This is a genomic window from Calditrichota bacterium (assembly GCA_013112635.1).
In the GTDB taxonomy this organism is placed as follows: domain Bacteria; phylum Calditrichota; class Calditrichia; order Calditrichales; family J004; genus JABFGF01.
On the sequence record JABFGF010000001.1, the window covers coordinates 377,452 to 391,294 of the forward strand.

At 36.5% G+C, this 13,843-nt stretch carries 14 protein-coding genes and 1 tRNA gene; all 15 read left to right on the top strand.

The genetic code is table 11. The features are described 5' to 3' along the window. Positions 1 to 101 precede the first annotated feature (101 nt). The 15 genes from pyk (at position 102) to HND50_01835 (ending at position 13,842) form a co-directional block, all read left to right on the top strand. Positions 102 to 1,514, top strand: a complete 1,413-nt coding sequence (gene pyk / locus HND50_01765) for a pyruvate kinase (GenBank protein NOG43929.1) — start codon at positions 102 to 104, stop codon at positions 1,512 to 1,514. A gap of 104 nt (positions 1,515 to 1,618) precedes the next feature. After that, positions 1,619 to 2,593: a lipoate--protein ligase gene (locus HND50_01770; protein NOG43930.1), complete on the top strand. Its 975-nt coding sequence runs from the start codon at positions 1,619 to 1,621 to the stop codon at positions 2,591 to 2,593. A 12-nt stretch (positions 2,594 to 2,605) separates the two neighbouring features. Beyond that, the gene (locus HND50_01775) at positions 2,606 to 3,361 is read left to right on the top strand and encodes an SDR family NAD(P)-dependent oxidoreductase (GenBank protein NOG43931.1); all 756 of its coding nucleotides are present in this window, start codon (positions 2,606 to 2,608) and stop codon (positions 3,359 to 3,361) included. A gap of 126 nt (positions 3,362 to 3,487) precedes the next feature. Then, a complete protein-coding gene (locus tag HND50_01780) occupies positions 3,488 to 3,964 on the top strand; it encodes an EVE domain-containing protein (protein NOG43932.1) in 477 nt (158 codons plus the stop codon). A gap of 51 nt (positions 3,965 to 4,015) precedes the next feature. Further along, positions 4,016 to 5,077: a hydroxymethylglutaryl-CoA synthase gene (locus tag HND50_01785; GenBank protein NOG43933.1), complete on the top strand. Its 1,062-nt coding sequence runs from the start codon at positions 4,016 to 4,018 to the stop codon at positions 5,075 to 5,077. Between the two features lie 54 nt (positions 5,078 to 5,131). Beyond that, positions 5,132 to 6,292, top strand: a complete 1,161-nt coding sequence (locus HND50_01790) for a thiolase domain-containing protein (GenBank protein ID NOG43934.1) — start codon at positions 5,132 to 5,134, stop codon at positions 6,290 to 6,292. A 12-nt stretch (positions 6,293 to 6,304) separates the two neighbouring features. Beyond that, complete coding sequence (locus HND50_01795) at positions 6,305 to 6,703, top strand: Zn-ribbon domain-containing OB-fold protein (GenBank protein ID NOG43935.1); 399 nt, start codon at positions 6,305 to 6,307, stop codon at positions 6,701 to 6,703. 1 nt (position 6,704) lies between these two features. Next, positions 6,705 to 7,157: a GAF domain-containing protein gene (locus HND50_01800; GenBank protein NOG43936.1), complete on the top strand. Its 453-nt coding sequence runs from the start codon at positions 6,705 to 6,707 to the stop codon at positions 7,155 to 7,157. Positions 7,158 to 7,202: 45 nt separating this feature from the next. Then, a complete protein-coding gene (locus HND50_01805; GenBank protein ID NOG43937.1) occupies positions 7,203 to 7,733 on the top strand; it encodes an NUDIX hydrolase in 531 nt (176 codons plus the stop codon). Between the two features lie 4 nt (positions 7,734 to 7,737). Then, complete coding sequence (locus HND50_01810) at positions 7,738 to 8,766, top strand: low specificity L-threonine aldolase (protein ID NOG43938.1); 1,029 nt, start codon at positions 7,738 to 7,740, stop codon at positions 8,764 to 8,766. 518 nt (positions 8,767 to 9,284) lie between these two features. Beyond that, a tRNA-Ala gene (locus HND50_01815) sits at positions 9,285 to 9,357 on the top strand. A gap of 193 nt (positions 9,358 to 9,550) precedes the next feature. Then, a complete protein-coding gene (locus tag HND50_01820) occupies positions 9,551 to 10,243 on the top strand; it encodes a response regulator transcription factor (GenBank protein ID NOG43939.1) in 693 nt (230 codons plus the stop codon). Then, a complete protein-coding gene (locus HND50_01825) occupies positions 10,233 to 11,543 on the top strand; it encodes a HAMP domain-containing histidine kinase (protein ID NOG43940.1) in 1,311 nt (436 codons plus the stop codon). The genes HND50_01820 and HND50_01825 overlap by 11 nt, the downstream gene beginning before the upstream one ends. Before the next feature lie 329 nt (positions 11,544 to 11,872). Next, a complete protein-coding gene (locus HND50_01830) occupies positions 11,873 to 12,517 on the top strand; it encodes an iron reductase (protein NOG43941.1) in 645 nt (214 codons plus the stop codon). Positions 12,518 to 12,768: 251 nt separating this feature from the next. Beyond that, positions 12,769 to 13,842, top strand: a complete 1,074-nt coding sequence (locus HND50_01835; GenBank protein NOG43942.1) for an HlyD family efflux transporter periplasmic adaptor subunit — start codon at positions 12,769 to 12,771, stop codon at positions 13,840 to 13,842. The last annotated feature ends 1 nt before the right edge of the window (position 13,843 follow it).

Sequence of the window (13,843 nt, forward strand, 5' to 3'; positions counted from 1 at the left end):
TTTTTAAAGCAAATCGAATAACGCTTTTAGCAAAAGGTTTTTATTTTTTGTACGATCAAGGTAGTATTAGTAAAAAATAGTTTTATTTAACAAAGATGTTTATGCAAAAACGTGCAAAAATAATATGTACAATTGGACCAACGAGTAATACCGAGGAAATTTTAACCAAACTGGCGCGTTCCGGAATGGACGTTGCCCGTTTAAATTTTTCTCATGGAACTCATGAAGAGCATTTGGCAAATATTAAATTGATCCGCAAAGTCTCAAAAAAGACAGGTAAGCCAATTGCAATATTAATGGATTTACAGGGTCCAAAAATCAGAATTGGGCATTTTGCCGAAGGGCCCGTAACTGTAAAGCCTGGAGAGCTTTTTACAATTGTTACCGATGATGTCCCGGGTACTCAATACTTAGTGGGGACATCCTATAAAAACCTGCCAAATGATGTAAAACCAGATGACAATATTCTTATCAACGATGGTCTGATCCAGTTAAAAGTAAACAAGACAACCAAAACCGAGGTATTTTGCGAGGTTGTAATTGGCGGGATTTTGTATGACCGAAAAGGAATAAACCTTCCGGGCGTTGAAGTTTCAGAACCATCAATGACAAAAAAAGATATTAATGATTTAGAATTCGGGCTTAAGCACGGTGTTGACTATGTTGCTTTGTCGTTTGTAAGAACAGCACAAGATATCCGCGATCTAAAAAAGATGATGGGCGAGGATCCCGTACCAATTATTGCAAAAATTGAAAAGCCTGAAGCTGTTGAAAATATCGATGAAATCATCATGGAAACTGAAGTTGTGATGGTTGCACGTGGTGATTTGGGTGTAGAAATTTCCGCTCAAAAAGTTCCGGTTGTACAAAAAATGATAATTGAAAAATGCATGACGGCAGGCATTCCTGTAATAACAGCTACACAAATGCTGGATTCGATGATGGCTAATCCTGTTCCGACGCGTGCTGAAGCATCTGATGTAGCAAATGCCATTTTTGATGGGACAGATGCGGTTATGTTGTCGGGGGAAACAGCCTTCGGGAAATATCCGTTGGAATCAGCTTCAATAATGGCTTCTATAATCCGTGAAGCTGAAAAGGGTGGATATTTCAGATTAAAAGCGGAAAGACGGTCACCAGGCAATTCACTCCTTTCTTCGTCCCGCTCAATTTGTCATGTAGCAAATATTAGTGCTCAGGATATCGGAGCAAAGTTTATTGTCGTGTTTACAGAATCAGGTTTTACTGCTCAGGTTTTATCAAAGTATCGCCCGGAAGTTCCTGTAATCGCATTGACTAAAGATGATAAATCCTTTACAAAAATGGCATTATATTGGGGAGTCATTCCCAGCCAGATTAAAGGGCATTTTGAAATATCACACGGTCTCGAGGTTTTGGAAGAACATCTGAAAGTCAATAATTTAGCCAGCGCAGGAGATAAAATAATTATAATAGCAGGCTCCTCTTCAGAAGAAGGTGGCACAAATATGATGCGTCTGCATAGGTTGTTATAAGGGCGCATTATAAATTTCCATATCATCAAAAAGGTCTTGGAAAATGAATTAATGGTTTTTTGTAATTACAATATGCCATTACTCCAGGAATCCAACAATTAACTTTGTATTTAATAAAAACTCCAGAAATAAAAGATCCAAAAATTAACCTCGCGATTGAAGAATTTGCTGTTCGCAATCTTGATATTTCCAAAGACTATCTTTTTATATATTCAAATTCTCCATCAGTAATAATTGGTAAAAATCAAAATCCTTTTGAAGAAGTTAATATTACTTTTAGCAATGAGAAAAATATTGAAATAGTTAGAAGGATTTCAGGAGGCGGGGCAGTATATCATGAAAATGGAAATATTAATTTCAGCTTTATAACTGAAAACACTAAAGAGAATTTTAATAACTATAAAATATTTTTAAACCCAATAATCAAATTGTTGAACAGACTTGGGGTTCCTGCTAAAATAAATCATAGAAATGATATCATTGTTGAAGGAAAAAAAATTTCAGGAAATGCCCAATTTACAAGCCGCAACAGGCTTTTAAGTCATGGGACTTTGTTATTTGATGCAAATCTTCAAAATGTTAGCAAAACATTGAGTTCTGCCATTAATAATATTCAATCAAAAAGTACAAAATCTGTTAGAAGCAAAGTGACAAATATTTCAGAGTTTTTGAAAAAAGCAATTCCGGTTACGGATTTTAGAAATAGCCTGGCTGATGAAATTTTGAAGGCATTTTCATTTGAAGGTTATGTAGAATTTAACCAAATTCAGTGGGCTGAAATAAATGGTCTTGCTGAAAATAAATTCAACACCTGGAAATGGAATTGGGGAAGAACCCCTGGATTTAATGTAAATATTGAAGATCAGAAATTTGAATTTAAAGCAATACTTGAGATAAAGAATGGTTTAGTCGTTCAGATTGATTATCTGGATTGTCCAATTCAAATCCGAAAAATTTTAAATGGATTGCAAAATCTTCGCTTTTCAAAAAAGGAAATTGAAAACCATATTTTCCAGAAACCAAATCAATTGAATACAAAAGAAAAACAAAAATTAATAAATACTATTTTCCCCTACTAAGGAATAAGATTCTTGGAAAAAATAAATATAGTTACAGGCGGTGGCACAGGAATTGGCCGTTCAATTTGCAATATTCTTGCCCAAAATGGACACAAAGTATTAATTGTTGGCCGTCGTCTTGACAAACTAAAAGAAACTCAAAGTTATTTTCCTGATAGAATTGATATCTTAAAAGCTGATATTTCTAATGAGGAAGACCGTAAAAAGATTAAAGATTCTGTTAGAGAAAAACAGATAGGGTTTCTTGTCCACAATGCAGCTGTGCTAGGCAAAATAACAGGTTTGGAAAATATCAGTTTAGAAGAATGGCGAAGAGTAATGTCTATAAATGTTGAGGCTCCTTTGTTTCTTACGCAGGCGCTGTTACCAAACCTTGGAAACAGCAGGATTTTAAATATTTCTTCCGGGGCAGCTCACTTTGCGATAAAATCTTGGGGAGCCTATTGTACATCTAAAGCAGCATTGCTAATGATTTATCAAATGTTTAATGCAGAATTTGGTGAAAAGAAAATTTTAACTGCTTCATTAAGGCCGGGAATTGTCGATACGGAAATGCAGGGAGATATCAGAGAAGCAAGCCTGGAAAAAAATCCGCATTTACAAAAATTTCACGATATGTTTAATGACAAAAGTATGGAAACATCCGAGCGGGTTGCCCAATTTGCATACTGGGTGTTAACTGCAACAAGTGACCAGGATTATTCAGCAAAGGAATGGGATATCCGTGAAGGAGATCATGTTTCAAAGTGGGATAATGTCAATAAATAAGAATATTTATAATTATCAGTTTTAAATATCAAAAAGGAATATTTCTAATTTGATAAAGTTTAACATTGAGCTGATTGAAATTATAAATCTCAGCTTTAATTTTTCAAACTAAAAAGGGAGAGTACGTTGAAGTACTGGTTAGCAAAAACAGAACCCAATACATATTCCTGGCAAGATTTGGTAAATGAGCCCGATAAATCGACAATGTGGGAAGGTATTCGTAATTATCAGGTTCGGAATTTAATACGTGATGAAATTAAGATGGGGGATCTTGTATTTATCTATCACAGCGTTGTAAAACCAATGGCTATTCAAGGCATAGCTAAAGTAACTAAAGAATCATATCCTGATTCTTATGCATTTGACCCAAACCATAAATACTTTGATCCCAAAAGTAATAAAGACAACCCAACCTGGTTGATGTTTGATATCCAAGCTGTTGAAGAATTTGATGCACCTGTAACATTGACAGAGTTAAAATCCCACGCCCCGCTACATAGAATGGGACTTGTTCAAAAAGGAAACCGGCTTTCTATACAAAGAGTAACATCGGTTGAATGGCAATACATTTGTGGTTTGAGAAAACTAAAAGCAGTAAAATAATTAATAAAATTTTTAGCATAAGTGCATTTAAAAGAAAACTAAGGAACTCGAATGAGTGATGTAATGATACCATCCAGGCAAGTCGGCATTATCGGCTATGGAGCTTATATCCCTGTCTACAGGTTGCCCGCAACAGAAATATCTGAATTGTGGCGTGACGGGCAGGATAAATTATTTTTGCCGGTAAAACAAAAAAGTGTACCGGGCAAAGATGAAGATACAATTACAATGTCAATCGAAGCAGCTCAAAATGCTTTAAAAAGAGCACAGATTGAACCTTCAAAGATTCGTGCTATCTGGGTTGGATCAGAATCTCCTCCTTATGCTGTAAAACCATCTGGAACCGTGGTTGCTGAAGTATTAGGAATTGTGCCGGATATAGTTGCAGCCGATATGGAATTTGCATGTAAAGCCGGAACAGAAGCAATGCAGACAGCCAGTGCTTTTGTTGGCAGCTCAATGGGTGAATATGCACTTGCTATTGGCATGGATACAGCACAAGGGCGTCCGGGCGATGCGTTGGAATACACGGCAGCAGCTGGTGGAGCAGCATTTCTAATTGGCCCTGCAGAGGAATCATTGGCCGTTTTGGAAGGTTCTTACAGTTTTGTAACCGATACACCAGATTTTTTTAGAAGGGCTTATCAACATTATCCTGAGCATGGAAATCGTTTTACAGGCGACCCCGCATATTTTAAACATATTACCGGCTCCGTTACTAAATTGCTTGATGGATTAAATTTAAAACCATCAGATTTTACTTCAGCAGTTTTTCACCAGCCAAATACAAAATTTCCACAAAAAGTTGCCAAACAGCTTGGATTTACCCAGGAACAAATCAAACATGGTTTGTTGGCACCATATATTGGCAATACTTACGCGGGTGCTTCACCTTTGGGGCTGACCGATATTCTGGATTATTCAAAACCCGGTGACAGGATATTAATTGCAAGTTTTGGCTCCGGAGCAGGCAGTGATGCTTTTAGTTTTGTGGTTACGGATAAAATTATTGATGCTGTAAAAAGAGCTCCCTTAACACAAGATTATATTGATCGATCCATAAAAATTACTTATGGAAAATATGCGCGTTGGCGTAAAAAAATTCATAAATAGAAATTAGATTTTCGTAACCAAAGTTTTAATTAAATTTCAGCTTAAAGGTTTATAATGAGAAAAGTAGCAATTATTGGATTGGGACAGACACCCGTCCGCGAACATTGGGAAAGTAATTTACGGGATTTGGCTGTAACAGCCTTGCGCGACGCTATGGATGATGCCGGAGTTGAAACGGTTGACGGCGTTTGTGTGGGTAATATGTTAAGTGGGGCTTTAAGCGAGCAGGAACATTTAGGTTCACTTGTTGTGGATTATGCTGGTCTTGATGGTGTAGAAGGTATGAAAATTGAAGCTGCCTGTGGCTCAGGCGCTGCTGCAATCCGCATGGCGGTAAAAGCTGTATCTTCAGGATTGATGGATACAGTAGGGGTTGTTGGAGTTGAAAAACTTACCGAGTATTCAGGGAAATTTAGTACTGCCGCACTTGCCACAGCCGCTGATGCTGATTATGAAACAACAATGGGGTTAAGCTTTGTAGGGATTAATGCTTTGCTAATGCGCCGTTACCTGCATGAGTATAAGTTTAACAAAAGTGATTTTTCAGTTTTTCCGGTAAATGCTCATAAAAATTCTGTGCACAACCCAAATGCTATGTTCCGCTATGAGATCACAGATGCGCAGTATGCCAAATCAAAATTAATTGCCGACCCGATTAACCTGCTGGATTCTAGTCCAATTGCCGATGGCGCCGCCGCAGTTATTGTATGTGCAATGGAAAATGTTTCGCAGTTTAAAGGGAAGCCCGTTTCAATATTAGCTTGTGAAGTTGGAACAGACACATTGGCACTTGATAACCGACAGGATCCTCTTTGGTTAAAAGGTGTTGAACGCAGCGTAAAGAAAGCCTATTATCTTGCAGATATAAAACCAAAAGATGTAGACTTTTTTGAGCTTCATGACGCTTTTAGTATAATTACGGCACTTTCTCTGGAAGCAAGCGGTTTTGCTGAAAAGGGACAAGCCATAAAATTTGCTAATAAAACCGACATTAGTGTTAAAGGTGGTTTACCATTAACAACCGGTGGTGGTTTAAAAGGTCGTGGCCATCCTGTCGGTGCAACCGGAGTTTATCAGGTGGTTGAGGCGGCAAAACAACTGCGTGGCGATGTTGCCAAAGAAGTTCAGGTAGAAAATAATAATATTGCCATGACCCAGAATATTGGTGGGAGTGGCGCAACAGTAATTACAACCATTTTAAAAAGAATAGTATAAAGAGGAGATAGGATGGATATCCCACGGTATTGGCGTTTAAAAAATCAACGTTATCGCTTACAGGGAAAAAAATGTCTTGATTGTGGAAACTTAAGTTTTCCTCCTAGACTCGTTTGTCCAAAATGCAAATCACGAAATTGCGAAAAGCATTACTTTAAAGGATTGGGAACAGTTTACAGCCATACCACAATTTACCAGGCACCCGATCGGTTTGATCATATTGCCCCGTATTCGGTTGGGTTGATTGATCTGGAAGAGGGCGTAAGGATTACAGCTCAATTTACGGACGTGCTTCCTGCTGATATTGAGATTGGTATGAAAGTGGAAATGGTTGTTCGTCAAATTTATGAAGACGGCCCCAAAGGACCAATATTATATGGGTATAAATTCAGGCCAATAATTGCCGCCTAAAATGGACTATAAACTTTTAGAAAAACAGTTAAAATCTCTATTCGAAAATGAAACCGATATGATTGCCAATATGGCAAATATGTCGGCTTTTGTTTTTCAGGAAATGAAAGACATAAATTGGGCCGGGTTTTATATTGCCAGGGAAAATCAATTGGTTCTTGGCCCTTTTCAGGGAAAAGTGGCCTGTGTACGTATTCCATGGGGAAAAGGGGTTTGCGGATCAGCAGCTGAAAAGCAGGAAACAATTCTTGTTGAGAATGTCCATGAATTTCCCGGTCACATTGCATGTGACAGCGCTTCCAATTCCGAACTTGTTATACCGGTTATTATTAATAATAAAACTTTTGCAATTTTTGATATTGACAGCCCGTCTCTTGGGAGGTTTACCGAAGAAGACAAAAAAGGTGTTGAAACACTGGTTAAGGTGTTTGAGAATAGAACAAAATTAAATTAAAACAAATCAAGAAAAATAATGACCCACTGATCGAGAATCAGTTCTATGAAATATTGCAGTAACTGTGGAAACAGAGTTTCCTTAAAAATACCTGAAGGCGACACACATGCCCGATTTGTATGCGACAATTGTCATGTAATCCACTATCAAAATCCAAGAATGGTTGTTGGCTGCCTCCCAATTTGGGATGACAAGATTTTGATCTGCAAACGGGCTATAGAGCCAAAATATGGACTTTGGACGTTACCTGCAGGTTTTATGGAAAATGGTGAAACGGTCGAGGAGGGTGCGCTAAGGGAAACGTTAGAGGAGTCCGGCGCAGAAGTGAAAATTGAACGCTTACATTCCTTATACAGTTTGCCCCAGGCAAACCAGGTTTATGCAATTTATTTAGCAAATATGACTTCGGCTTATTTTGATCCGGGAACAGAATCCCTTGAATGTAAACTGATAACAGTTGACCAGATCCCTTGGGATGAAATTGCTTTTACAGCCATAAAATTCAGCCTTAAAAAATATGTTGAAAATCTAACCCTTAAATCTAAGAGTACCTTTTTAGGGCGGCTCAATAAATAAAGTTATGAATAAAAGATCTTTTGCCAGCGATAATAATGCCGGTGTTCATCCTAAAATAATGCAAGCGTTAAATGATTGTAACGTTGGTCACGTGGTTGGTTATGGTGATGACCCGTTTACTGAATCAGCAATAAAAACTTTTAAAAAACATTTTGGGGAAACAGTTGAGCCTTTCTTTGTTTATGGAGGAACAGGTGCGAATGTGTTGGCTATTGGCAGCATGTGTCGGCCATTTGAATCTGTCATCTGTGCTAATACAGCCCACATAAATGTAGATGAATGTGGCGCCCCGGAACGATTTAGCGGTGCAAAACTTGTTGATATTCCAACAGTTGATGGGAAGTTAACTCCTAAACAAATAAAGCCTTTTTTATTTGGATTTGATTTTGAACATCATAGTCAGCCAAAAGCTATTTCAATTTCTCAACCAACTGAACTGGGTACAGTTTATTCAATTGATGAATTAAAAGCCCTACGTCAACTTGCAGACGAGTACAATCTTTATCTGCATATGGATGGTGCACGGATCTCAAATGCTGCGGTGGCTCTGGATATAAATTTTAGTGAATTTACTTTAGATTGTGGCATTGACGTTTTATCATTTGGTGGTAATAAAAATGGGATGATGTTTGGCGAAGCACTTATTTTTTTTAATCCAAGTCTTGCGGAAAATTTTAAATATGTTCGCAAACAGGCAATGCAGCTTCATTCCAAAATGCGTTTTATTTCTGCTCAGTTTGATGCATTTTTGCAATCCGATTTGTGGAAAGAGAATGCTACCCATTCCAATAAAATGGCACAAGTTCTTTTTGAAAAGGTTTCTGGTTTGCCGGGAGTTGAAATAACTCAGAAAGTGGAAACAAACGCCATTTTTGTTAAAATCCCAAAAGAGATAATCCCAAAATTGCAGGAAGAATATTTCTTTTATGTCTGGAATGAGGAATGGGGAGAAGTGCGTTGGATGGCTTCTTTTGATACAACACATGAGGACATTGAAAATTTTGTAAATACCCTGAAAAAATATTTAAAATAGTTTTGCTTAGAACAAAATATCATTTTAAATTCACACTTCATTTTTAAAGGGGCTGTAGCTCAGTTCCGAAAAACGAAATCGAAGATTTCAAGTTTTACGAGAATCCTCGGAATGGAAACAAAATCATAGATTTTGACCATTTCGGGATTGGGAGAGTTTCTTAAAAAGGATTAGATTTAAAAATAGCATCAAACAAAATTTTTGGGGCTGTAGCTCAGTTCCGAAAAAACCGAAATCTTAGATTTCATGTTTTTCCGAGAATCCTCGTAATGGTAGCAGAATAATAGATTTTGACCATTTCGGGATTGGGAGAGCTTCTTAAATAGGATTAGATTTTATAATAATAGCAACAAAATATATGGGGCTGTAGCTCAGTTCCGAAAAAACCGAAATCTTAGATTTCATGTTTTTCCGAGAATCCTCGTAATGGTTGCAAAATCATAGATTTTGACCATTTCGGGATTGGGAGAGCTTCTTAAAAAGGATTAGATTTTAAAATAGCATCAAACAAAATATATGGGGCTGTAGCTCAGTTGGGAGAGCGCTTGAATGGCATTCAAGAGGTCAGCGGTTCGATCCCGCTCAGCTCCACTTATAATCCCGGTCACTTCGATCGGGATTTTTTTTGACCATCAACTTCATTTGTTGCCCATTTAGCGAACCAATGCTAAATTCCTTCTTAACTTTAATCCTTGTTACAATTTGTTACATTTGTGAAATATACTATTAACGTATATGCATTATTATCAGACATGTTTATGTTGAGCAAAGTGGATTCAAGAAAATGAATAAAAAAATATTGGTTATCGATGATGATCAAAAATTAAATAAACTGCTCAAAGGCTACTTGGCAAAATTCGGATTTGAAGTTGACACAGTCGATCATCCTCATGCAGGATTGGCAAAAATTAAACAGGAACCACCGGATCTGATTATCCTCGATGTTATGCTGCCTGATATGGAAGGTTTTGAAGTCTGCAAAGAAATCCGTAAAAACTCAAGCACACCTATTATCATGCTCACCGCACGTGGCGAGGTCACAGACCGTATCGTTGGATTAGAACTCGGGGCGGATGATTATCTACCAAAACCATTTGAGCCACGTGAATTGGTGGCCCGTATGCAAACTGTTCTACGCAGGGGCGAAACACAGGCTTTACCCGAAATAAAAAGATTTGGAAGTTTGACTGTAGATTTCCGAAAACACAGTGCCACCATTGATGGCAATCCAATTGAATTAACCACCGCAGAATTTGAAATTCTTTCTTTATTTGTTAACAACCCCTGGAAACTGTTGAACCGTGATAATTTGTTAGACCATTTGCGAGGTATTGAATGGGATGTCTTCAGCCGATCTGTTGATGTTCTGGTTAGTCGTTTGCGGCAAAAACTAAACGATGATCCTAAAAATCCAAGATTTATTAAAACTGTTTGGGGATCGGGGTATAAGTTTATTGGAGAAGAGAATGAAGATTAGGATATTCCAAAAAATTCAAAGATCTCTATTTATTAAAATCGTATTAACCTTTTTGGCTAGTTATATAGTTTTTACAGCATCGCAAGCCTTGCTCTTCAGATATCTTTTTAAAAGTGCTCATTTTATTCAAATTCAACAGAACTCTTCCAATTATGCAAATTATATAGTTAATGAAATTGGCACGCCACCAGATACGCTTATCGCAAAACGGGTTGCATTAAAAAATGGTATTGGTATCAGGATAGAAGGCCCTGATTTGAACTGGAAAAGTACCAATGACATGCGCGAGTTTGACGAAATAAATATTTCGGAGTTTGATAAAGAGAAAAATATTCGTGTAGGATTTGATAAAGGGCTATTTGTGGATATTGAGATAAATGATATCCACTATTTATTTGCAATGGAACGCCGCGAAGAAGGTTTCAAATATAGAATGGAGTTAAATCTATTTATTAGCCTGTTTTTTACAACTCTATTCTTGTTTATAATTTATTTGGTTTTACGCTGGCAATTAAACCCTATAAGAACATTACATAAGGGCATAACAAAATTAAGTAAGGGTGATTTTGATTTGCAGATTGAAACAGATCGACATGATGAATTGGGACAACTTATACACTCAGTTAATGATATGATCCGAAGTATTAAAGAGCGTATCCATGCCCGAGATCAGCTTTTACTGGATGTAAGCCATGAACTGCGCTCACCACTTACAAGAACAAAAGTTGCCCTTGAATTCCTTGAAGATGAAAATGTGAAGAAGAACATCACAGAAGATATTACAGAAATGGAGACAATGATTACTGAAATATTGGAAACCGAACGTCTCAAAAGTTCTCATGGTGGCGTGCAATTACAAAAGATAAATTTAAATCAAATTATTAAAGAAGTTATCTCTGAATTTTCCGATCGCCAACCGGGCCTGAAAATCTTGAATTTGCCAGATTCAATTATCATAAATGGCGATGCTGAACGTATTCGTATTTTGCTACGAAATATTATTGACAATGCGTTGAAATATTCCAAGCAGGATAATTATCCTGTTGAAGTATCCTTGCGCGAAAAAAGTGATGAGCTCACCATTGAAGTACAGGATTTTGGACAGGGCATTCCTGAAAAAGAAATCCCTTTTGTTTTCGAACCTTTTTACCGGGTAGACAAATCTCGCTCTAAGGAAACGGGCGGTTATGGTTTGGGTATGAATATGAGCCGGCAAATTATGGAAGCCCATGGTGGAACCATTGATATTTCCAGTAAACTGAATGTTGGTACCACTGTATATTTAAAATTTAAAAAATAATTACATCGTCACCCTAAAGTTCATTTCTTCGAAGGAGTCCTTCCAAAGAATCTAATATTTCAGGTATAGGATTCTGAAACAAGTCCAGGATTACGGTTTTTTTCATCTGGTTCCTTGAGGTGAACGCAGAACTCACCTTTATTTTTCCCTTCAGCAACTCAAGTATCAATTCTTCACTTTTTTTTCAGTCTCTATAATTACCTGTTACAAACTGTTACAGTCCAGAAATAATGTATTTACACCTTACCCCTAAATTTCCTTTAAATATAAAATCAGAATAAAAATTCAAATTGTATGAATAAGATGGAATAACAAATGGAGATTGAATCATGGTAAAAAAATTGAAATGGACAAATGTTATTTTATATGCTGCTCTCACTATATTTTCCCTACCAATATTGACGCAAGCTTTTGCCTACCCTTGGTCTGAAGAAACATATAAACAATTAATCCACATTTCCGGTGAAGCTGCAGCCCGGATTTTGATTGTTACCCTACTAATTTCGCCAGTCAGGCTGCTATTCCCCAAAAATCGTTTTTGGAAATTTCTGCAAAAAAATAAAAGAACGTTGGGTGTTGCCTCTTTCATATATTTAATGGTTCATCTTGGTATTTATATAATTTTCAATTTTGATCTGGCCACCATTTTTGCCGATTTGAACAAAATAACCTATATCTTTGGCTGGATTTCTTTTCTGCTTCTTATACCTGTTGCCATAATGAGCAATAACGCATCTGTAAAAAATGCCGGCTTTGATACCTGGAAGAAAATTCAGAGACTCACTTATCCGGCGGCAATTTTTGCGGCGCTACATTGGGCATTAAAAACTGATGGAGGAATTGGCCCGGCTCTGGTGCATTTTACTCCTTTGGTCCTACTTGAAATATACCGTATTTACCGCCATTATAATCCGGAAGTAAAGTTTATAATACCAAATGCAATAAACACAAAAATGAGTATGTCAAATAAATAATGCGTAAATAATCCCACCCAAATCCCGCAATACAAGCCTGTCCGGTTTATTAATCGGACAGGCTACCTTTTTACATTGCTTTTTAAACCACAATTAAACAAACCTTTCTTAGGTTTTCTCTTGTTACAAACTGTTACAAATCAGAAATATTGTATTTACACCCATTCCATATTTTCTCCTTGAGTGAATAAAAGAAATAAGACGGTTGTCTAAAAAATTAAATAAGAATTAATTTATTAAGGAGAGAAAAAATGAAGAACTTAAAAAGCATTTTAATTGGAGCAGCGTTGATAATAAGTGCTCTGGTAATAAGTGGTTTTCTTGGTAGTCAAAATAAAGAAGATATAAAGAAACCAGAAATACAAGAAACAGTTTCAAAAGAAACAATAAAAGTAAAAAACGAAATTCACGAAAAAACAATTAACACTACCGGAAGAATGTATGCTTTTGAAAAAGTTGACCTATATTCTGAAGTTTCCGGAGTGTTGGAAACAAATTCTATAAAATTTAAAGAAGGAAAAAAATATTCAAAAGGTGAAACACTTTTAAGTATTAACTCAGATGTTTATGAAAACACCTTGAAATCACAAAAGAGTAGCTTCTTAAATCAGCTAACATTACTCTTGCCAGATCTTAAATTCGATTTTCCAGATGAATATGCAAAATGGGATAAGTATCTTAGAGAGTTCAAAATTGAAGCGCCCATTGAAAATCTTCCTAAAGCAGAATCAGAACGAGAAAATTTCTATTTAGCCTCAAATAACATTTTCAAATTGTACTATGATATTAAAAGCATGGAAGCAACATTTGATAAATATACAATTGAAGCTCCCTTCGCTGGCATAGTTACAGAAGCAAATATTAATCCCGGCACGCTCGTGATGAACGGGCAAAAACTTGGTGAGTTTATCAATACATCTTTATTCGAAATGGAAGCTGCTATTTCTTTAAGCGAGATTAATTTACTAAAAATAGGAACTATGGTTGAGCTAAAATCAATTGGAAGTGAGGAAACTATAGAGGGTAAACTTGTTAGAATAAATGAGAAAATTGATTCTGAAACTCAAAGTGTAAAAGTATTTATTCAAAGTTCTGATAAAAAAATAAAAGATGGAATGTTTTTAAGTGCAGAGCTAAAAACAAACTCAAATACTTCGCTGGCAAAACTACCTGAAGACGCGATCAGCAACAACATTGTGAAAGTACAAGTAGAAAATGTTGAGAAGGAAATTGAAGTTGAAATATATGATCGTAGTGAAGATTATGTTTATGTAAAAGGTTTAGAAGATGATTCTCTTGTAGTTATTGAACCAACTATAAATTAAG

Excerpts from the sequence above, each read along its gene's own strand:
- HND50_01835 (NOG43942.1), top strand. The coding sequence starts at position 12,769 with ATGAAGAACTTAAAAAGCATTTTAATTGGAGCAGCGTTGATAATAAGT.
- HND50_01805 (NOG43937.1), top strand. The coding sequence starts at position 7,203 with ATGAAATATTGCAGTAACTGTGGAAACAGAGTTTCCTTAAAAATACCT.
- HND50_01830 (NOG43941.1), top strand. The coding sequence starts at position 11,873 with ATGGTAAAAAAATTGAAATGGACAAATGTTATTTTATATGCTGCTCTC.
- HND50_01790 (NOG43934.1), top strand. The coding sequence starts at position 5,132 with ATGAGAAAAGTAGCAATTATTGGATTGGGACAGACACCCGTCCGCGAA.
- HND50_01810 (NOG43938.1), top strand. The coding sequence starts at position 7,738 with ATGAATAAAAGATCTTTTGCCAGCGATAATAATGCCGGTGTTCATCCT.
- HND50_01820 (NOG43939.1), top strand. The coding sequence starts at position 9,551 with ATGAATAAAAAAATATTGGTTATCGATGATGATCAAAAATTAAATAAA.
- HND50_01800 (NOG43936.1), top strand. The coding sequence starts at position 6,705 with ATGGACTATAAACTTTTAGAAAAACAGTTAAAATCTCTATTCGAAAAT.
- HND50_01795 (NOG43935.1), top strand. The coding sequence starts at position 6,305 with ATGGATATCCCACGGTATTGGCGTTTAAAAAATCAACGTTATCGCTTA.
- HND50_01825 (NOG43940.1), top strand. The coding sequence starts at position 10,233 with ATGAAGATTAGGATATTCCAAAAAATTCAAAGATCTCTATTTATTAAA.
- pyk (NOG43929.1), top strand. The coding sequence starts at position 102 with ATGCAAAAACGTGCAAAAATAATATGTACAATTGGACCAACGAGTAAT.
- HND50_01785 (NOG43933.1), top strand. The coding sequence starts at position 4,016 with ATGAGTGATGTAATGATACCATCCAGGCAAGTCGGCATTATCGGCTAT.